The organism is Blautia glucerasea (genome assembly GCF_020537505.1).
GTDB lineage: Bacteria > Bacillota > Clostridia > Lachnospirales > Lachnospiraceae > Blautia_A.
On record NZ_JAJBMO010000030.1, the window covers coordinates 24330 to 45749 of the forward strand.

The following is a 21420-nucleotide window of genomic DNA, read 5'->3' on the forward strand; positions in this document are numbered from 1 at the left end:
GAGAAAAATGAAAAGAAATTCAAAACGCTTTCTGGCACTGTTTCTTTCTGTAGCAATGACGATCACTCCGGCTGTGCTCACACAGGCAGAGGGGGAGGATGTAAATGTGCTGGTTACAGCTACCCCTACACCAGCTGCAGAGGAAAAAGCTGCGGACATGGATGATCAGAAAACTGCTTCTGAAGATACTTCTAATACAGCCTCTTCAGAGGAATCACCGGCTACGGAAGAGCCGGCAAAGGAAATCCCTTCCGAAACACCAGCTCCGGAGCAGACTCCTGCAGCAGAAGCGGATCAGGAACCAGAGCAGACACCGGAAGCAACTGTAACTCCGGCAGAAGAGAAAAAGGAAGAGGCAAAGGATACCAAAACTTCCGAAAAATCCGATTCCAAAGAAGAAACCGGAAAGACAGATGACACAACAAAAGCAGATGTAAAACCAGACGGATCGGACATCACAATTGATAAGCCAGATGATTCCGGCGCCCTTGGTATGTTTAAGATTGCAAGCTCTTCTGCAAGACACGAGGGAGACAAAACAATTGTTACTATCGTAACCGCTACAGACAAATACGATGCCATCTATCTCGGAAGCGTGGAAGATGCAAAAAGCGATCCAGAAAATGTATGTGTAGGAACTCCTACAGGAGAGGGCTATACCTTTGAATTTGCAGTTCCTTCCACAGAAGAAGACCAGAAATATCAGGTAGCCATCCGTAAAAAAGAGGGCGGCGTATGGTATCAGTATTCCAAAGGCGGAGAATTTACCATTACAATTCCAGGCAATAAGGCACCCACACCAACGGTTACACCAGTTCCAAGCGAGACCCCAGCTCCGGCACCAACCGCTACCCCAACCCCTGCTGTTAAACCAGCCGGTAACGTATGCGACAGCGGAATTTATAACGTAACTGTAAATTCCAGCGCAACCATGTTCCGTGTAGTAAACTGTGTGCTTACTTCCAAGAATGGCAAAATGACTGCTGTCCTTACTTTAAGCGGTACAGGATACGATTATCTCTTTCTTGGAACAAAGGAAGAAGCTGCCGCAGCAGATTCCTCGAAATGGGTTCCATATGTGGTAAATGCTGACGGTAAGTATACCTATGAGATTCCGGTAGAGTCTCTTGATGATGGAATTGCAGTCGCTGCTTTTTCCCATAAAAAACAGATCTGGTATGACAGGATCCTTACCTTCCAGTCAGAAACCTTGAACAAAATCGGTGATGTGCAGGATGACCCGGAAACACCAGATGATAACACGGATACTCCGGCTACAGTTACCCCAACACCTACAGCAGCCCCAACCCCGAGCAGTACCCCAACCCCAACACCGTCTCCGAAACCAGATAAAAAACCGGAAAAAGAGTCTAAATATGAATCTGACTTAAGCGGCGGAACAGCAGCGGTAAACAGTTCCACTACTCTGGCAGACGGAACCTATACTCCGGACAGCTTCTCCTGGTCCGGCGGAACTGGAAAGGTAAGCATTTCCTGCAGCAAGATCACCGTAACCGGCGGACAGGCTTATGCGACGATCGTATTCAGCAGTGAATACTATGGATATGTAAAAGCAAACGGAAATAAATACTACGGAGCATGCGGCGGCGGAACATCCACCTTCACCATTCCGGTGGCATTAAACCAGAATAATACCATTATCGGTATGACCACCAGAATGTCCCAGGCTCATGAGATTACATATACCATTTACATTGCCTTAAAGGGTGCCAACGATCCGAAGAAGACCGATAAAGAGAATCCGGCTTCTGATAACAGCATGCTTTCCACAGGAAACAAGAAGTTAGACGAAGAGGCGCCAGAGATCACAGGACTCGAGTATAAAGAAGAAACTAAACTGGAGCATGCAAAATACTTCAAACTGTATCACTATGCAAAGGGCATTACCCTTCTGGAAGTAGATATGACCACAGATACAGCAAGAAAAGCAGAAACAGCTGATGAAACAACAAAGGCACAGGATTCCAATGAGACTGCCAGCACAGATCAGCTTTATACTGGAAACGTTGTAAAATACCTGATCGTACCAGATGGTGCTGTTATTCCGGCTGGTCTTGATAAAGACGTGATTCTGATCCAGCAGCCAGTTGAATCTGCTTATGTAGCTTCCACAGATGCCCTTAATATTCTGGATAAACTGAATCTTACAGACAAGGTTACCAGCCTTGGAATGGAGAAAGAGGACTGTACAGTAGACAGCCTTACAGCAGCACTGGAAAATGGCTCTGTTGTATTTGCGGGAAAATCAGATGATACAGATTATAAGACACTTGTAAAGAGCCAGTGCGGACTTGCGATTCTTTCCTCTGATATTCTTCCGGCTGAAGAATCTGAGGTAAATGATAAGATGGAACTGCTGAAGGATGCGGCAGAGAAATATTCCACCTTGAAGATTCCATTTATCGTAGACCGTTCTTCTGACGAAAAGGATGAGGAAGCAAAGGCAGAATGGGAAAAAGCATACGAAGCTGTTTTTGTAACAAGTGATGAGGCTTAACTACAGGAGAGAACGAAATGTATAACCGAAAGCTGAAATATAGGATCTTAAGCATTTTTGCAGCAGCAGTAATGACGCTCACCGCCATTACACCAGTATGGGCAGATGAGGAGAATGCAGAAACCACAGAGGCTTCTGCTGAGGCTTCTTCTGATTCTGAAACAGAAAGCGCTGCCCCAGAGATTGCAGGTCTTACCTACGAATCTACAATGGAACTTTCCTTTGCAGAATGCTTTGATGTTTATTATTATAAGGATGGCTACAAGCTTCTGGATGTCCATGATGATGCCAGATATCTGGTGGTTCCGGAAGGAAAAGAAGCGCCAGAGGGACTGGATGCGGATATCCGTGTGCTTCAGCAGCCTCTTGATACGATTTACATGGCAGCAACTTCCCCTATGGCCCTGTTTGATGTAATTGGAAGTGTTGACGCCATCAAATTCTCCGGTCTGGATGCCTCTGGCTGGTATATTCAGGCTGCAGCAGATGCCATCGACAATGGGGATATGACCTTTGCCGGAAAATATGATGAACCGGATTATGAGCTTCTGGTAGGTGATGATTGTGATCTTGCCATTGAATCAACCATGATTCTGCATGCTCCCAAGGTACAGGAGATGATTGAAACTCTGGGAATCCCGGTTTTCGTCGACCGTTCCAGTTATGAGAGCCAGCCTCTTGGACGTACAGAGTGGATCAAGCTTTATGGTGCGATGATGAATAAGGAAGAGGAAGCAAATACCTTCTTTGATCAGCAGGCCCAGATCATTGAGAAATTAAAGGATTTCACCAATACGGAGAAAACAGTGGCATTCTTCTATATCAATACCAGCGGTTCTCCAGTGGTCCGCAGCCCGAAGGATTATATCTCCAGCATGATCGAGGTTGCGGGCGGAAGAAATGTTTTTGCAGATCTTCAGGATGACAGTGGAAAAACTTCTGTATCGATTACAATGGAGGAGTTCTACAATACAGCTGTAGACGCAGATTACCTGATCTACAATTCCAGTATTGATTCCTCTGTAAAGAACATTGATGATCTCCTTGCAAAAGACAGTCTGATGGCTGATTTTAAAGCTGTAAAAGAGGGAAATGTCTGGGTAACAGATGATTCCATGTATCAGCATACAGACACTATCGGAGAACTGATCAATGACCTCAACCTGATGTTCACAGATGGAAACGAGGAGGATATGACCTTCCTTCACAAGCTGAGCTGATTGTGTTGCCGGATAAGCGATTTACATAAAAGATACCAGACTTTGAAAGCGGACTTCTGATAAGTAGTCCGCTTTCCTTAGACAAAACATAAATGGAGTATAATTAGAATGAACAGACAATCCGATGGAACCAGTTTCCACATGGAGAACTTTAAGAGAAGATCTCGCTATACATTGGTTTTTGTTCTGTTGATCCTGGCGTTTGGCCTGATCACAGTTTTGAATATCAATACAGGAAATGTTCACATTTCCCTGTCTGAGATCGTAAATATCCTTTTGAAAAAAGCCACTGACACCAAGGAATACAGCATCATCTGGAAGATCCGTCTTCCCAGGATCCTGATGGCAGCCATCCTTGGAGGTGCATTATCTTTATCTGGTTTTCTTCTTCAGACCTTTTTTGAAAATCCCATTGCAGGACCTTTTGTTCTGGGAATTTCTTCGGGCGCCAAAATGGTAGTCGCACTTACTATGATCTACTATCTTGAAATCGCCCAGAATGTAACCTCTTATACTTTGATCATCGCTGCCTTTATCGGTTCCTTGATTTCCATTGGCTTTATTCTTTTGATTTCCAAAAGGATCAAGCACATGGCTACTCTTCTGGTTGCGGGAATCATGATCGGTTATATCTGTTCCGCCGTTACAGACTTCGTGGTAACCTTTGCAGATGACTCAAATATTGTAAATCTTCATGGATGGTCACAGGGAAGCTTCTCTGGTATGAGCTGGAGCAATGTTTACATTTCCTGTGCAGTTGTGGGTGTCACCCTGCTCCTTACGTTCCTGCTGTCAAAGCCCATCGGGGCTTATCAGCTGGGAGAAGCTTATGCGCAGAGTATGGGTGTGAATATTAAATTTTTCCGTGTTGCATTAATCCTGCTTTCCAGCATTTTGTCTGCAACAGTAACTGCTTTTGCAGGACCTATTTCCTTTGTTGGAATTGCAGTTCCATTCCTGATGAAAAGAAGCTTTGGTACATCCAGACCGTTGATCATCATTCCGGGAACCTTCCTGGGAGGTGCTGTTTTCTGTATGATGTGTGACCTGATCGCCAGAATGGCGTTCGCGCCTCTGGAGCTGAACATCAGCACCGTTACCTCCATCTTTGGAGCACCAGTTGTTATTTTCATGATGTTGCGAAAGAAGAGAGGAAACTAAAATGGACAATTATTATTTTCATATGGACAACCTTTCTGTTGGCTACAATCGAAAGGCACTGATCCACGATATTTGTATTGGAATAAAAAAGGGAGAGATCGTAACTCTCATTGGTCCCAACGGTTCGGGGAAATCCACGATTTTAAAAAGTATTACAAGACAGCTGCAGATCATTGGCGGAAAGGTCTATTTTGATAACCAGAATCTGATGTCCTTTTCCTTCCGGGATCTTTCTACCCGTATGGCGGTAGTTCTTACTGAGAGAATGAAGCCGGAGCTGATGACCTGCCATGACATTGTGGCAACCGGCCGTTATCCTTATACAGGAAGGCTTGGCATTCTTACAAGGGAAGATGAAGAAAAGGTAGAAGAAGCTATGAAGGCGGTACATGCAGAATCTCTTGGCAGCCGTGACTTTAACAATATCAGTGACGGACAGCGCCAGAGAGTGCTTCTTGCACGCGCTATCTGTCAGGAACCAGATATTATTATCCTGGATGAGCCTACTTCTTTCCTGGATATTAAACATAAGCTGGATCTTTTATCTATTCTTCGGGATATGGCGAAGAAAAAGCAGATAACTGTTATCATGTCTCTTCATGAAATTGACCTTGCACAGAAGATTGCTGATAAGATCATCTGTGTAAAGGGAGATACCATTTCCCATTTTGGAAAACCTGAGGAAATTTTTGAGGAAAATATGATCCGGGATCTTTATGAGATCAACAACGGCTTTTTTGATCCGCTGTTTGGAAGCATCGAGCTTCCAAAGCCGGAGGGAGAAGCAAAAACTTTTGTGATCTGTGGAAACGGCACTGGTATTCCCATATTCCGGCAGCTTCAGAAGGAGCATACTCCTTTTATTGCAGGCGTTCTATACACCAATGATGTGGATTACCGCCTGGCAAGACTGCTGGCCAATCAGGTGATCACAGAGAAGCCCTTTATGGAAATCAGCGAGGAAACCTTCCAGAAGGCTTTAAAAGCCATGGAAAGCTGTGACAGGGTTATCTGTACAAGCGTACCTGTTGGAAGCTGCAATAAGCGTCTGGGAGAGCTTATCGAGGCAGCAAAGAAAAGCAGAAAAGTGCAGTTTGTATAAAGAAAAAACTCTATATCAAAAGCAGTGAGGGATTTTAAGCTCATTATATAAAAAACAGAAAAAAACACTCTATACGGAACACATGTTTTACGCTATACTAATTTTACTGAAGGGAGGAGATAAAATAACTTATGAAAAAGAAGATTTTTACAAAAGATAACCTGATTTTCTTTTTAATTCTGAATCTGGGATTAATTTTTACAGCAGTTGGAATTTCCATTTTCAAAACGCCAAACCACTTCGCATTTGGCGGTACATCCGGTTTGTCCATTATCCTGTCTACCCTGTTTCCGAAGTGGAATGTAGGCGCATTCATGTGGATCGTCAACGCAGCGCTAGTTATACTCGGATTTTTCTTTCTGGGAATCCGTTCTATGGGATGGACTATTTATTCCTCCTTTGCCCTGTCTTTTTATGTAAGTGCCTGTGAAGTGATCTATCCGCTTAGTTTCCCGCTGACACATGATGTATTCCTGGAGCTGTGCTTCGCGGTTATCCTGCCAGCAGTAGGAGCGGCCATGGTATTTAACGTAGGTGCTTCCACTGGTGGTACCGATATTGTAGCCATGATCCTGCACAAGTATACCAGTCTGGAGATCGGACGCGCCCTTCTGGTCAGCGATCTTGGAATCGTACTGATCGCCGCTTACCTTTACGGTGCACAGACCGGACTTTACTGTATCCTGGGAATGATCTTGAAATGTACCGTCGTAGACAGCGCCATTGAGAGCCTGAACCTGCGAAAGGTCTGTACCATTATCAGCAAGTACCCGGATCAGGTGGAAGACTTTATTATCAACGATCTTCACCGTTCTGCAACTGAGCAAAATGCCTTCGGTGTTTATACCAAACAGGAGCAGAAGGTACTGATGACTGTTCTCACCAGAAGCGAGACCAACCGCCTTCGCATTCATTTAAGACAGATCGATCCCCACGCTTTCATTACCATTGTAAACAGCAGTGAGATCATTGGAAAAGGCTTTCGGTCTATTTAGTATTTCTGCTCACGAAACACTTATTTCTGCAATCTGTGGGCGTAATGCCAAAAAAATTCCGAAATGCCTTACTGAAATAATTATTATCGGAATATCCAACCCGGGCAGCAACTTCCTGGATCTTAATAGAAGGATCCTCCAGAAGTTCTTTTGCCCGGGTCATTCTGACCATAAGAAGGTATTCCTGAATGGTCATCTCATAATGCTGGCGAAAAAGGCGTGTCAGATACTCCTGGGTAAAGAAGTACTTCTTCGCATAACTGCTAATCTTAAGGGGCTGTGGATAGTTCTGGTCAATGTCCTGCCGGATCCTGGCGACAACTTCATCAGGGGAAAGCTTTGACACTTCTTTTTCTAAACAGGTACCAGTATTTCCCAATGTCTGGACTGCTTTATCAATGGCAGCATTCAATTCTTCCCGTGCAATTGGTTTTAACAGATAATCAATGGCACCACATTTCAAAGCTGCCTTTGCGTAATCAAAATAATCATACCCACTGATTACAATAAAACAGGTATCCCTAAATTCACGTGAAGCCTTTTCCAGGAATTCCATGCCATTCATAACCGGCATCTGCATATCTGCAAAAACAATCTGGGGCTTTATTTCCCGCATGGTTTTTAAAGCTGCAGCACCGTTGGTTTCCTGATAAAGTTCTGTAATATGATAATCTGCCCAGTGCCCAAGCCTGCTTATTGCAATTCTAGCAGGTGCCTCATCGTCAATAATCAGTACTTTATACATTTTCATTTCCCTTCTTTCTGATTGGAAGTTCCATTTTTACTTCTGTAAACTGATCACCCTGTGATTCCAGAAACAGACCAGCCTCTCCCTGATAGAGTATTTTCAGACGGCTTGCAAGATTGGGAAGTCCGATGGAATTGCCAGTATCTGCTGATTTTCCGGAAAAAACATCATTCAGTTCTTTCACTTTTTCTGGGAGAATTCCCTTTCCATCGTCATATACACTGATGAGCAGCCGGTTATTTTCCATACACACCCGGATAATAATATGAAGAACAGCTCCGTCCTCCGGCATTCCGTGTATAATGGCATTTTCCACCAGCATTTGAATACTGATTTTTGGAATCACTGCCAGATTTACCTTTGGATTAATTTTCTTCGTCACTTCCAGACGCCCGCCTAGTCTTGTTTTCTGCAAAAGAATATACCGGTCTACATAATCAAGTTCCTCCTGCAAGTGGACGAGCTCTCCGCCTTTAATGGTATAACGAAGATTTGCAGACAAAGACACAATCATATCATAAATTTCCTGGCAATCTGCAAGCAATGCTTCTGTAGCAATCGCCTGAAGAGTGTTATAGAGAAAATGTGGATTCAGCTGGGCCTCCAACGCCTGGAGCCTGGAATTTTTCTCATTGATGCTGGAAATATAGTTGGTCTCGATCAATTCATTAATGTGGGCCGCCATGTCGTTATAGCTTTCTGTTAATGCACAGGTTTCCTTACAGCCTCCGCCAAAAGCTGTGGGAGAAAAGTCTCCTTCACCCATTTTTCCCATCTGGTAAGACAGCCTCTTCAAGGGAATTGTGATCATCTGGATCATGAGTGTAACAATAATGATCAGACAGATAGTGATCACTGCAATCTGCATTACCAGAGGAAGCAAAAAGTCCCTTGCCCGGTCATCCCAGGCGCTTTTAGGAAGCAGGGAAAGCAGGACAATGCCCGTCTCTTCACTGGTCCTGCGAAGTGCAAGATAAGAAATTCCACCGATATTTACATTTTCAACATCTGAATGAAGCCCAAAAAGCTGCTTCTTTTCTTTTTCTTCCTGATTTCGAATATCCTCAGAACTGGAATATAAAAGTTCACCATCTGAATTATACAGGCATAAGATCTGCCCATAATCCTGATGGTTTTTCATAAGCAGCCGCAGCTGTGTAGTATCTACATCCACATAAGACAAACTGACTGGTTCCCGGTTTCTCAGGCGGATCAGGTAGTGATAATACCGGAAAAATACATCTTCTGAATCCGGGGGCGCCAGATATTCATATTTGTCATTGCTTCCACAGACAATATAAGGTCTGGATATTTCGGTATCTTTTACAGGTGTCGATAAAATATGCTGTCCCCCAACCCCTGCATTCCGCTCAAAACATAAATCCTGATTCATTGCTGTAATGGAATAAGAACGGATATCTGTTCTGCTGTGATAGGAAGACTGGATTTCCTGTTTTATGTCACTGATCTCAGAAGAGGAAAAAGGTTTTCTCTTCAGCAGGGAATTATAGACAGATACATTCAGGCAGGGCTGTACGCAAAAGGTCCGCAGGCCCTGAATATACTGATCCAGATTTGCCACATCCATCTCCAGAATAGTCTGTGTGGAAGAAGTATATTCCTCTGCGAAAGACCTTGCCTGACCAGTATAACCACTATATAAAATAATTCCAAATGCAAGAACGATCACAGACAGGATCACAACTGTCAGCTGCGTCTGCATGGATAAATTTTCTATTTTCTTTTTCATACATAAAGCTCCTTTTTATTATAGCAATATTATACAACTTGTTGTATTTATTCACAATAGAACAGATTATAGATATCAAACTTTTACCATAAACAGTTTTATTTTTTCTATTTATTTGTAATATTGCATAGTGTATGATTAGATTACCAAAAACAAAGCAGGCTGCCGCGGGCGAAACGGGCAGCAGCAAAAAGAAGGAGGATATGCATATGCATAAGAAACAAATCGCTTTATTAATGGCCGGTTTAATGACAGTCAGTTCTCTTACAATGGGTTCTGTAACCGTAATGGCAGACGATGATCCGGTAGAGCTTTATTTCATGTTTAATGGTCCGGAATATACAGACGCTTACCATGATCTGATCGATCATTATACAGAAGAACATCCAAATGTATCCATTGAGCTGGAAGTCCTTCAGAATGATTACCAGACCGTACTTCGTTCCAGATTAAATTCCGGTGAGGTTCCGGACCTGTTCCTTTCCAGTGCATACAGCGACAATACTTTATATGCAGATTATATTTATAACCTGGATGACGAAGAGTTTATGAAAAACTTTTCCGAGACAACCCTTACATCTGTAACAGAAGATGGCCATATTACAGGAATGCCATTCCTGGTTCAGTCCCATGGCTTTATCTATAACAAAGCATTATTTGAGCAGGCTGGAATCACAGAACTTCCAACTACCTTAGACGAGCTTCGCACCGTTTGTGAAAAATTGACAGATGCAGGTATTCAGCCATTTAGCTCCGGATTTGGTGAGTGGTGGATCCTTCCACAGACCGTTTATCCGTCTATGAGTGATGCCTATGACGGCGATTATGACAAGCTCTTTGAAGATGTGAAAAGCGGAGATCTGAAATTTGGCGAGCTTCCGCAGGTTGATTTTGCACTTGATCTTCTGGATCTGATCAAGGAGTACAGTGGTGACAAGCCAATGGAGTCCACCAACGACCTTCAGTGCTCCGATTTTGCAACAGGAAAAGTTGCCATGATCCACAATGGCTCCTGGGACGAGGCAAGTATCCGCGCCATTGCCCCTGATATTGATATGGGTTATGTTTATATGCCTCGCATGGACGAAAAAGCAGTTCTCGCAGTTGAGTCCAACCTTACCTTCCGTGTAGCAAAAGATTCCGAAAATCTTGATACGGTTCTTGATTTCCTGAACTACATGTGTACTTCTGATTACGGAAGAAGCTGGGTTCCATCAGTTATCGGCGATATCTCCCCACTTACCGGCGCAGATGCACCTGATACACAGCTTGCAGCAGAAACTGCAGCCGCACAGGATAATTCCGTAACATGTCCATGGTGGATCTTTAAAGGACCAGAAGGTGTAGAAGAGCCATTTGGTACCGCATTCCAGAACTATGTTGCAGGAAATGCAGACCGCGACGAGACAAAAGAGGTTCTTACCCAGTTATTTGTTGATGCTTACGATGCAATGTAATTTATTATAAAATGATCGCGTAAATAAAAACGAAAACAGGGCGGCTGACAATTTCGGCAGCCCTGTTTTTCCGAAAAGGACAGGAGGTTTCTTTATGCAGGCAAACAGCCAGAAACAAAAGGCCAGAAAAACAGCATTGGAATTCGCAGGATATGTAGCCCCGGCAGTTTTCTTCATCACGCTGTTTGTAGGAATTCCTTTCGTTATGTGTATTTATTATTCCTTCCGTAAATGGAACGGTATTGGAAAAACATCGGAATTTATCGGACTCGAAAATTATATCCGGCTTTTTATCAATGATCCCGCCTTTGTCAGTGCGCTGAAATATACCTTTATCTATGCCATTGGAACAGTACTGATCGTAAATGTACTTGCCATTTTTTTTGCCGCACTTCTGGAATCCAAGATCAAAGGCAGAGGATTTTTCAGAGCCGCTTTTTATATTCCCAATATCATAAGCCTTGTTATCATTGGATTTATCTGGAAATTTATCTGTACCAGAGTATTTGAAGCACTTATGTCCATAACCGGATGGGGAATTTTCGGTCTTAGCTGGCTGGGAGACTCCCAACTGGCTGTGTTCTCCACCATCATTGTTTCTGTTTGGCAGAGCCTTGGCTTTTATATTCTGATCTACGTTGCAGGTATGCAGGGAGTACCAACGGAACTAAACGAATCCGCAGACCTGGATGGGGCAGGAGCAGTCCGCAGATTTTTCTCAATTACTATCCCGCTGATCATGCCGTCCATTTCCTTCTGCATGTTCCATTCTGTTGCCAATTCCTTAAAAATGTTTGAATTGATCTTCAGCTTGACAGGCGGCGGTCCGGGAACATCCACTACATCAATTGCACTTGATATTTACAACACTGCATTTAACAACAGCCGCTATGGATATGGAAGCGCCAAAAGTGTAATTCTTTTTATCATCGTTCTGGTGATCTCCGTAATTCAGGTTAATTTCTTTAAAGGCAAGGAGGTAGAGGCATGAGTAAAAAAAGCAAAGCACTTCACGGTGTAATACAATTATTCCTGATCCTTTTTCTGCTTTTATATCTTTCCCCTCTTTTCCTGGTGGGAATCAATGCCTTTAAAAGCTATCAGGAAATCATGACAGATGTTATGAGCCTTCCATCTGCTTTTACTTGTGACAATATAAAAAATGTATTTCATGATATGAAATATCCAGCTACTTTTTTGAATACACTCATTGCCACAGTAATAGGAACTCTCGGCATTATCGTGATTGCTTCCATGGGAGGCTATAAAATGGCACGTGTGAAAACACGCTACAGCCGTTTCTGTTTCCTGTTCTGCATTGCGCCTATGATGATCCCGTTCCAGTCCTTTATGCTTACTCTGGTAAATGTAGCCACCACTTTACATATCAATGGGAAAATATGGGGACTTGCCATTATTTACTGGGGGCTTGGTGCTCCAATGAGTATTTTCCTGTATCAGGGCTTTGCCAAGGGCATTCCCCTGGAACTGGAAGAGAGCGCACTTATTGACGGCTGCAACCAGTTTCAGCTTTTTACCCGTATTATTTTTCCAATGCTGAAATCCTGTACCGCGACAGTTACGATCATCAATGTAATGTGGATCTGGAATGACTTTCTTCTTCCCCTTCTTATGCTGGGCGGAAGAAAGAGCAGCAAAACCCTGCAGCTTGCAGCCTACAGCTTTATGGGACAGTACAAAATGGAATGGCAGAACATTATGTCTGCTGCGATCCTGATCATTATCCCGGCGCTGATCCTGTATCTGATTTTCCAGAAATCTATTATCAAGGGTGTTGTAGCTGGAGCCGTAAAAGGCTGACTGATTTTCAAAGGAGGAATGGAAAATGAAGTTTACCAATGGCTTCTGGCTTGTGAGAGATGAATTTCAGGCTGATTATGTAAGAGACATTTATGAGGTAGAAGAGCGGGAAAATGAACTCCTGGCTTTTGCCCCCTATAAACAGATCCTGGAACGTGGGGATACCTTAAACATTGGAATGATGACCTATACCTTCACCGCACCAGCGAAGGACATTTTGGGAATCCACATGGTAAATCACGCTGGAAATTACGTAAAAAGTCCATCATTTGAATTGTATGGTGATTTAGATAAAAGTCCGGAACGTAAATGTGAAAAAGCTTCCGGAAAAGAAAAATGGACGTTAAAGTCAGGAAATCTTTCCCTGGAATTTGAAACTGGTTCCCCTGAAATAAAGTTTTATGGAAATGGAAGGGAGCTTACCTGTATCAAGAGCAAAACTACGGGAATGATGCACCACAAACAAGGCATGAACTATCTGGTCTCTGGACTTAATTTAAGTGTTGGCGAGCTGGTTTATGGTCTTGGGGAACGGTTTACCCCTATGGTAAAAAATGGCCAGACCGTGGATATCTGGAATGAGGACGGCGGTACAGCCAGTGAAATTTCCTATAAGAATATTCCGTTCTATTATACGACCAAAGGCTATGGCGTCTTTGTCAATCATCCGGGACGTGTCAGCTTCGAAATAGGTAGTGAGAAGGTAGAAACCGTACAGTTTTCCGTAGAAGATGAGGAACTGGAATACTTTGTTATTTATGGTCCTACCCCTTTGGAAATTATAGAAAAATACACCGCCCTTACCGGAAGACCGGCATTGCCTCCTAAGTGGTCCTTTGGCTTATGGCTTACCACATCCTTTACCACCAACTACGATGAGGCTACTGTAAATAGCTTTATTGATGGATTTGAACAGCGCCATATTCCTCTTTCTGTTTTCCATTTTGACTGTTTCTGGATGAAAGGCTTCGAATGGTGCAACTTCACCTGGGATAAAGATATGTTCCCAGATCCGGCAGGTATGCTGGAACGTTTTCATAAGCGAGGCTTAAAAATCTGTGTTTGGATCAATCCCTATATTGCACAGAAGTCACCTCTGTTTGGAGAAGCCATGGAAAAGGGCTATCTTCTGATGAAAGACAATAGAAGAGTTTGGCAGTGGGATATGTGGCAGGCTGGTATGGGACTGGTAGACTTTACCAATCCAGCTGCATGTAGCTGGTACCAGAATAAGCTGAAAGCACTTCTGGATGTGGGAGTGGATTGTTTCAAAACAGATTTCGGAGAACGAGTTCCTACCAATGTAAAATGGTTCGACGGCTCTGATCCGGAAAAAATGCATAATTATTACACGTATCTTTATAACCAGTGCGTATTTGAGCTTCTGAAAAAAGAAAAAGGAGAAAGCGAAGCTGTTCTTTTTGCACGAAGTGCAGCACCAGGCGGACAAAAATTTCCAGTACACTGGGGCGGAGATTCCACCAGCCAGTATATTTCCATGGCCGAAACCTTAAGGGGCGGGCTTTCCCTTATGGACAGCGGCTTTGGCTTCTGGAGCCACGATATTGGCGGCTTCGAGGATGATGGATCGGCTGATCTGTACAAAAGGTGGGTGGCTTTCGGACTTTTATCTTCCCACAGTCGTTTACACGGATCCAGTTCTTATCGTGTTCCATGGAATTATGATGAAGAGGCCTGTGAGGTTCTGAAATACTTTACCGAGCTGAAATGGAAGCTTATGCCTTATATTTACAGTCTTGCACAGACTGCCCATGAAAAGGGGCTTCCCGTAATGCGTCCAATGCACATGCAATACCCCAAAGACAGAAACTGCGCATATCTGGATCAGCAATATATGTTGGGAGACCGCATTCTGGTTGCACCTGTATTTTCCTCAGATGGAAAACAGGATTTTTATCTGCCAGAAGGAAACTGGGTACATCTTCTTACCAAAGAACCTGCACAGGGAAACCAGTGGCATACCGGAACCTTTGATTACTTCAGTCTGCCATTGTATGTAAGAGAAGGAGATCCTTTATTAAAAGTTATTTAATAGAAAGATTTTACAGGCACTGTCTGGCATGTTTGTCTCAGACAGTGCCTTTTCAATGTCAAAATATTGTTATTTTCTGTCAAAATAGAGATAGCTTTTGGGACAGAAAAACAGTATAATACCAAATAGTTTATTTAAATATAGGTATTCACTAAGGAGGAAAAATGAAAAGAATACTTTCAATTGGAAAAGATGATTTTTATCCGCAGATTTTCCGGCTGGCGGTTCCAATTATTATTCAGAATCTGCTCAGTGCGGCTGTGAATTCAGCGGATGTGATCATGTTGAATTACGTGGGGCAGTCCGCTATTTCGGCGGTATCCCTGGCCGCCAATTATTCCAATATTTTATTTATGGTGTATTATGGCATCGGTACCGGAGCCTCTCTTTTGTGCTCCCAATATGCCGGTAAAAAGGATTTTCAGGCGATTCATGTAGTGGAGGGAATCGCACTTCGTTTCTCTGTGTTGATTTCCCTGTTGGTTGCCCTGGTTGCTTTTACTGCGCCTCAGATGATGCTGAGGCTATTTACCAATGATCCTGAGCTGATCACCATTGGTTCCTCCTATATCCGCATTATGGGCGTTACCTATATCTGCTGGGGAATCTCGGAGATCTATCTGGCGGTTCTTCGAAGTATCGGAAGAGTAACTATCAGTATGGCGCTGAATATGCTGGCATTTGTTCTGAATATATTCCTAAATGCAGTTTTTATCTTCGGTCTGTTCGGTGCTCCGAAGCTTGGTGCAACCGGCGTTGCAATTGCCACCGCTGCATCAAGACTGATCCAGCTGATTGGCTGTGTAGTTGTATCTTCCTTTAGTAAAAATGTGAAGCTGAATCTGGCGTATATGTTCCTTCGCAGTAAAGTATTGTTTCAGGACTTTATCCGTTTGTCACTTCCGGCACTTGGAAATGACCTGTCCTGGAGCGTTGCTTTTTCCATGTATTCTGTAATCCTGGGACACCTTGGCACTGACGCAGTGGCCGCTAATTCCCTGGTTACTGTGGTGCGGAACATTGGCTCTGTATTCTGTTTTGCCATTGCAAGTGCGGGAACCATTCTTCTTGGACAGATCATGGGAAAAGGAGATCTGGAAAAATCCAGGCGATACGCTTCCAGAATGCTGAAGCTGACTGTGATCACCGGTGCACTTGGAGGGCTGATCGTCCTTGCCATCACTCCTTTTGTGATAAAATTTGCTTCCCTGAATGATACCGCTATGCATTATCTGAAATACATGCTTCTCATCAACACCTACTATATTATGGGATCCGCAGTAAATACCGCACTGATTGCAGGTGTCTTTCGGGCAGGGGGCGATACGAAATTTGGCTTAATCTGTGACACAGTAGATATGTGGGTATATGCGGTGCCGCTAGGTTTCTTCGCTGCCTTTGTACTGAAGCTTCCGGTGTTGTGGGTTTACTTTCTGCTCTGTACAGACGAATTCGTGAAATGGCCCTGGGTTTTCCATCATTACCGAAAGGGAGAGTGGGCGAAAAATATTACCCGGGAAGATATTTTTGAACAATAGGATCTGATGAAAAGTGGACACCGACTGCAATGCCATTACTAAACGTCCAGTAATGGCATTGTGATCTGTGTCCGCTTTGCTTTATACGATAGGTGAGCCAAAGCTCGTGCCTGCACGAAGCCTTGGCACTTGCCGCGGTAACGGGTAGAATTTGCAGAACAGGTCTTATCTCATTTACGCACTTTGGGTTATTTAGATTTCTACCAAAATTCCCTTTTCCTTATCATACTTACAATATTTCCCCTTTCCGGAAATAAATGGCTGATAGGTATTGGTACGAGTATCTTTCACATATACAATTCCGGTAGCGATCATTTCTACCAGTGAGAATCGTTTGCTCAGGCTGGAAATCCAGGCATATGTCTTATTGCTGTCTGAGTCAGCTGCCACCAGAGAGTAGCCTTCTTCACATGGTTTCAGTGAGAAGTAAATTTTCTCAGGCTTAGAAGTCTCTTTAAACACCTGGCTTGCTATGTAAGAAGAGAAATTCTTCTCCACAAACTGCTGGAAAGAATACAAGGTGTAAACTTCTCCGCTGACTTCGTCTGTAATCCGATCCCCGCGCTGCAGACGGGCCTTAATCAGTGACAAGGTCTCAATGGTCCAGTTGATAAAAGAGATGCTGCTGTAGGTCATGCTCTCCAGAAGCTGGTCGATCAGTTTCTTCGTGAGAACATTTGATTTCGTTGCTTCGTTAAATAATTCTTCGTTCATAATCCGCACCCTCCATAACATATATATGGTAATTGATAATTTTCATTATAGAATGATATTTGGTTAAAAGCAATAATTTCTGTTCTTTTTTCGCTCTTTTTTTATATAATATTTGCCTTTGTAAGAAAACCGTGTTATCATCATAAGAGTTGAACTTTACAAGAAGCAAAACAAATTTAAAGTATGTGGAAGGGATAACTTATGGAAAAACATCATCACGAGCGAAGTACATTTTCCGGGAAACTTGGATTTGTACTGTCCGCAGCCGGAGCTTCCGTAGGATTGGGAAATATATGGCGGTTTCCCTATCTGGCAGCAAAATACGGCGGCGGAATCTTTTTACTAATTTACATTATTCTGGCACTTACCTTCGGTTACTCTATGATTGTAGCAGAGACAGCTCTCGGCCGAATGACAAGAAAAAGTCCCTTTTGGCGCCTTTGGTAAATTTGGAAAGTCCAAGTGGCTGTCTTTTGGCGGCTGGATCAACGCCATTATTCCAGTGCTGATCGTGCCCTATTATTCTGTTATTGGCGGATGGGTGATCAAATACCTGATCGAATATGTGAAAGGTAACAGCCAGAAGCTGGCAGAGGATGGATATTTCTCTGAATTTATTTCAAACGGTACTTCTACAGAAGTCTGTTTCCTTGTTTTCGCACTTTTAACAATTGCAATTATTTATGTGGGCGTTCGAAATGGAGTAGAACGTGTTTCCAAATTTATGATGCCAATCCTGGTATTTTTGTCTGTGCTTATCACCGTTTATTCTGTAACAAGACCAGGTGCCCTTGCCGGTGTAAAGTATTTCCTGGTGCCGAATCCCCAGAATTTCTCCTGGATGACAGTTGTGGCAGCTATGGGACAGATGTTCTATTCCCTGTCTATTGCAATGGGTATTCTGGTGACCTTTGGTTCCTACATGAAAAAGGAGGTATCTATCGAAGGCTCTACCAAGAATGTAGAAGTTTTTGATACCTCCATTGCGATCATGGCAGGTCTGATGATCATTCCGGCTGTGTTTGCATTCTCAGGCGGAGATCCGGATACCTTACAGGCTGGTCCGGCGCTTATGTTTATTACGATCCCGAAAGTTTTTGCAAGCATGGGACTGGGAACTCCAATCGGAATCCTGTTCTTCGTACTGGTACTTTGTGCAGCACTTACCAGCTCCATTGCTTTGACGGAGAGCGCTGTATCTACTTTCCAGGATGAGCTGAGATGGCATAGAAAGAAAGCAACGGTTATTGTAGGAGTGATCATGATCCTCCTTGGGACTCTTTCTTCTCTTGGTTATGGACCGCTGGGCTTTGTAAAAATTATTGGAATGCAGTTCCTGGATTTCTTTGATTTCCTTACGAACTCGGTGATGATGCCGATTGCAGCCTTTGCAACTTGTATCCTGATTTCCAGAAAAGTGGGAGTGGAGAAGATCGAAGAGGAAGTGGTTGCAGAAGGCGGCACTTTCCGCAGAAAAAAAGTGTTCAACTTTATGATCAAGTATCTTTGCCCGATTTTTGCAGTCATCATCCTGCTTAGTTCTGTGGCAAATGCATTTGGACTCATTTCCATGTAAATATTTTCATATCAGAATCCTGCGGTTTATTTGTTTAGAAAAACAAAAGTGTTGGGAAAGAAAATGATCCACGAGCAATTAGATGACATTCCCAATGAAAAAGTAAGGGCATTGTGATAGAAAGATTGGAGAAGATCGTGCAGGAAGAGAGGGATTTTAGATTCTAATTTGTTTCCCGTACACGCTTTCACAATGTATATTCACCGCCGTGCGTCCAGGCATTCCACTGGGCTAGCTGGTAACTACGACTAAGCCACTCGGGAAAGCCCTCTCGGCTAAATCTCCGTAACCATCGGATCTCAGCTCCACTGAAACCGCTCCTGAAATGCACGGCTACATGAATATACATTGCAAAATCGCTGGTTGTTGAAAAGTTGTAGTAAAACAGCAGGAAGGATTATTTTATGAGTAGTTTAAATCAAACACCTTCTGCAAATCGGCTCCATATCAGTTTCTTCGGGTGCCGGAATGCAGGGAAATCCAGTGTGGTGAATGCAGTTACCGGGCAGGAGCTTTCCATTGTGTCGGACATAAAAGGAACTACCACGGATCCGGTGACAAAGGCGATGGAGCTTCTGCCACTGGGACCGGTGGTTATTATTGATACCCCAGGTATTGATGATGTGGGACAGCTTGGGGAGCTGCGGGTGCTGCGGACGAAGAAAATTCTAAATAAGACGGATCTGGCAGTTCTGGTAGTAGATGGTATTGTGGGAATGCAGACGGCAGACCAGGAATTGGTGGAATTATTCCAGAAGAAAGAAATTCCTTATCTGGTTGTGTATAATAAAGCGGATCTTATACAGAATGTGCCAACAGCTGGAGAAAATGAAATCTGGGTTAGTGCCACAGAAGGAACCAATATTTACGAATTAAAGGAGCGTCTTGGGGCCCTGGTAAAAACAGATACTATGACACGTAAACTTGTGGGACAGCTGCTAAAGCCTTTGGACATGGTGATCCTGGTCTGTCCCATTGATGAGTCGGCACCTAAGGGACGCTTGATCCTGCCCCAGCAGCAGGCAATCCGTGATGTGCTGGAAGCTGGAGCCATTGCTGTAGTGATCCGAGAGCATGAACTTGCTGCCACTTTAGAACAGCTGGGAGGCAAAGCCGCCATGGTGATTACCGACAGCCAGGCTTTTGCGCTGGTAGGAAAGGTGACACCAGATTCTATCCCACTGACTTCTTTTTCCATACTTATGGCGAATTACAAGGGATTTCTGAAAACTGCGGTAAATGGGATTTCTGCATTGGAAAATCTGAAGGATGGTGATAAGGTTCTCATTGCAGAGGGCTGTACCCATCATCGCCAGTGCAACGATATCGGAACGGTGAAGCTTCCCAACTGGCTGAGAGCGTACAGTGGGAAAAAGCTGGAATTTGAATTCTGTTCCGGACGGGATTTTCCGGAGGATGTAAGTCCGTATGCGCTGGTTGTGCACTGTGGAGGATGTATGCTTACAGAGAGAGAAGTTCAGTATCGCATGCGCTGTACGGTAGATCAGGGAATACCATTTACCAATTATGGGACTGTGATCGCTATGGTGACTGGAACCCTGGAACGAAGCCTGCGGATTTTCCCGGAAATACATGATACGCTATGATAAAACAGATACAAATGCAGTTTTTTTTAACTACAGAAGGGGCTTTCTGCAAAATTGTAGAAAGCCTTTTTCATCCACATTTCCCATAAATGCAATATAAAAACTTTTAGGAGAGAACGGTTCTATGGATTTAAGAGTCTTACGCTATTTTCTGACAGTGGCCAAGGAACAGAGCTTCACCAAAGCCGCCGAACAGCTGAATATCACCCAGCCTACCCTTTCCAGGCAGCTTGCGGCTCTGGAAGAGGATCTTGGGACAAAATTGTTCAACAGAGGAGGACATTGCATTACCCTTACCAATGAAGGTCTTCTGCTAAAAAGACGTGCTCTTGAGATCGTGGATATGGAAGACAAGATCATAAACGAATTCAAGGGCAGCAACGAGGCTATGGAGGGAAAGATCACTATAGGCTGCGGGGAATTTATGGCTGTGGAAATACTGGCGGAGATCTGTAAAAGCTATAGGGAAAAGTATCCTCTTGTCCAGTTCGCTATTCACACCGGAACCGCAGATACCATTTCCGATATGATGGGAAAAGGGCTGGTAGACATTGGGCTTTTCTTAGAGCCAATGAGCACAGAAGGACTGGATTATATCCGCATCCCTGGATGTGACCACTGGGTGGTGACTCTGAAAGCGGACGATCCTCTGGCAGAAAAAGAAGTGATCACGAAAGAAGATTTAATAAATCTTCCCCTGATCCTGCCAGAGCGGGTGACCGTCCAAAGCGAAATTGCCAACTGGTTTGGAAAAGATTTTGGAAAGCTGAACATTGCGTTTACCAGTAATCTTGGAACCAATGCGGCGGTTATGGCGCTGCATGGACTTGGCTATCCCATTTCCATAGAAGGCGCTGCCAGATATTGGAAGAATGACATTTTGATCCAGCGGAGGCTTTTCCCAAAAATCGACACCAGTACCGTAATCGCATGGCGAAGAAACATTCCCTATTCTCCTGTGATCAGTAAGTTTATCGAGGAGATAAATGCCTATAAAGCATAGTAATGCATGTAATATAAGTATTAGACATAATGAATGTCGAAATATATAATAATATGCAGGACGTATTTGATTTCAATGACATAACAGGAGCTTCCTGTATAATAAAAAGCGTAGACGTTGAAATTTGAAAATACCTCAGAGTACAATAAGACTACTG

Annotated in this window: 15 protein-coding genes and 1 pseudogene; 13 read left to right on the top strand and 3 right to left on the bottom strand. The window is 43.6% G+C overall.

The features are described from left to right. Positions 1 to 7: 7 nt before the first annotated feature. The 5 genes from LIQ05_RS17070 (at position 8) to LIQ05_RS17090 (ending at position 6996) form a co-directional block, all read left to right on the top strand. The gene (locus LIQ05_RS17070) at positions 8 to 2518 is read left to right on the top strand and encodes a hypothetical protein (RefSeq protein WP_226822628.1); all 2511 of its coding nucleotides are present in this window, start codon (positions 8 to 10) and stop codon (positions 2516 to 2518) included. 17 nt (positions 2519 to 2535) lie between these two features. After that, positions 2536 to 3738, top strand: coding sequence for an ABC transporter substrate-binding protein (locus tag LIQ05_RS17075; RefSeq protein WP_226822630.1), 1203 nt, complete (start codon positions 2536 to 2538; stop codon positions 3736 to 3738). Between the two features lie 108 nt (positions 3739 to 3846). Next, the gene (locus tag LIQ05_RS17080; protein ID WP_226822632.1) at positions 3847 to 4899 is read left to right on the top strand and encodes a FecCD family ABC transporter permease; all 1053 of its coding nucleotides are present in this window, start codon (positions 3847 to 3849) and stop codon (positions 4897 to 4899) included. Between the two features lies 1 nt (position 4900). Beyond that, on the top strand, positions 4901 to 6001 hold the full coding sequence (locus LIQ05_RS17085) for an ABC transporter ATP-binding protein (RefSeq protein WP_226822633.1): 1101 nt from the start codon (positions 4901 to 4903) through the stop codon (positions 5999 to 6001). 131 nt (positions 6002 to 6132) lie between these two features. Continuing rightward, positions 6133 to 6996 carry a YitT family protein gene (locus LIQ05_RS17090; protein WP_226822634.1) on the top strand — a complete coding sequence of 288 codons (864 nt, stop codon included), beginning with the start codon at positions 6133 to 6135 and terminating at the stop codon, positions 6994 to 6996. Here LIQ05_RS17090 and LIQ05_RS17095 read toward each other — a convergent pair. Beyond that, positions 6989 to 7741: a response regulator transcription factor gene (locus tag LIQ05_RS17095; RefSeq protein WP_226822635.1), complete on the bottom strand. Its 753-nt coding sequence runs from the start codon at positions 7739 to 7741 to the stop codon at positions 6989 to 6991. The two genes, LIQ05_RS17090 and LIQ05_RS17095, sit on opposite strands and share 8 nt — an antisense overlap. Continuing rightward, a complete protein-coding gene (locus LIQ05_RS17100; protein WP_226822636.1) occupies positions 7734 to 9494 on the bottom strand; it encodes a sensor histidine kinase in 1761 nt (586 codons plus the stop codon). The genes LIQ05_RS17095 and LIQ05_RS17100 overlap by 8 nt, the downstream gene beginning before the upstream one ends. A gap of 209 nt (positions 9495 to 9703) precedes the next feature. Here LIQ05_RS17100 and LIQ05_RS17105 point away from each other — a divergent pair, with 209 nt between their 5' ends. From LIQ05_RS17105 to LIQ05_RS17125, 5 genes are all read left to right on the top strand, one after another. Beyond that, positions 9704 to 10951, top strand: coding sequence for an ABC transporter substrate-binding protein (locus LIQ05_RS17105; protein ID WP_226822637.1), 1248 nt, complete (start codon positions 9704 to 9706; stop codon positions 10949 to 10951). A gap of 94 nt (positions 10952 to 11045) precedes the next feature. Beyond that, the gene (locus LIQ05_RS17110; protein WP_226822638.1) at positions 11046 to 11942 is read left to right on the top strand and encodes a carbohydrate ABC transporter permease; all 897 of its coding nucleotides are present in this window, start codon (positions 11046 to 11048) and stop codon (positions 11940 to 11942) included. Further along, the gene (locus tag LIQ05_RS17115; protein WP_226822639.1) at positions 11939 to 12772 is read left to right on the top strand and encodes a carbohydrate ABC transporter permease; all 834 of its coding nucleotides are present in this window, start codon (positions 11939 to 11941) and stop codon (positions 12770 to 12772) included. The genes LIQ05_RS17110 and LIQ05_RS17115 overlap by 4 nt, the downstream gene beginning before the upstream one ends. A gap of 25 nt (positions 12773 to 12797) precedes the next feature. Continuing rightward, positions 12798 to 14825 carry an alpha-xylosidase gene (gene yicI / locus LIQ05_RS17120; protein WP_226822640.1) on the top strand — a complete coding sequence of 676 codons (2028 nt, stop codon included), beginning with the start codon at positions 12798 to 12800 and terminating at the stop codon, positions 14823 to 14825. A 164-nt stretch (positions 14826 to 14989) separates the two neighbouring features. After that, the gene (locus LIQ05_RS17125) at positions 14990 to 16363 is read left to right on the top strand and encodes an MATE family efflux transporter (protein ID WP_226822641.1); all 1374 of its coding nucleotides are present in this window, start codon (positions 14990 to 14992) and stop codon (positions 16361 to 16363) included. 192 nt (positions 16364 to 16555) lie between these two features. On the opposite strand, the gene LIQ05_RS17130 is transcribed toward LIQ05_RS17125, so the two are convergent. After that, complete coding sequence (locus LIQ05_RS17130; protein ID WP_226822642.1) at positions 16556 to 17077, bottom strand: hypothetical protein; 522 nt, start codon at positions 17075 to 17077, stop codon at positions 16556 to 16558. Between the two features lie 201 nt (positions 17078 to 17278). On the opposite strand from LIQ05_RS17130, the pseudogene LIQ05_RS17135 reads away from it, so the two are divergent. The 3 genes and pseudogenes from LIQ05_RS17135 to LIQ05_RS17145 all read left to right on the top strand — a co-directional run bounded on the left by LIQ05_RS17135 (position 17279) and on the right by LIQ05_RS17145 (position 21263). Continuing rightward, positions 17279 to 18653: pseudogene (locus LIQ05_RS17135) on the top strand (sodium-dependent transporter). A 404-nt stretch (positions 18654 to 19057) separates the two neighbouring features. Continuing rightward, positions 19058 to 20260, top strand: coding sequence for a [FeFe] hydrogenase H-cluster maturation GTPase HydF (gene hydF / locus LIQ05_RS17140; protein ID WP_226822643.1), 1203 nt, complete (start codon positions 19058 to 19060; stop codon positions 20258 to 20260). Between the two features lie 124 nt (positions 20261 to 20384). Further along, positions 20385 to 21263 (top strand): LysR family transcriptional regulator, encoded by an 879-nt coding sequence (locus tag LIQ05_RS17145; RefSeq protein ID WP_226822644.1) that lies wholly within the window; start codon positions 20385 to 20387, stop codon positions 21261 to 21263. The last annotated feature ends 157 nt before the right edge of the window (positions 21264 to 21420 follow it).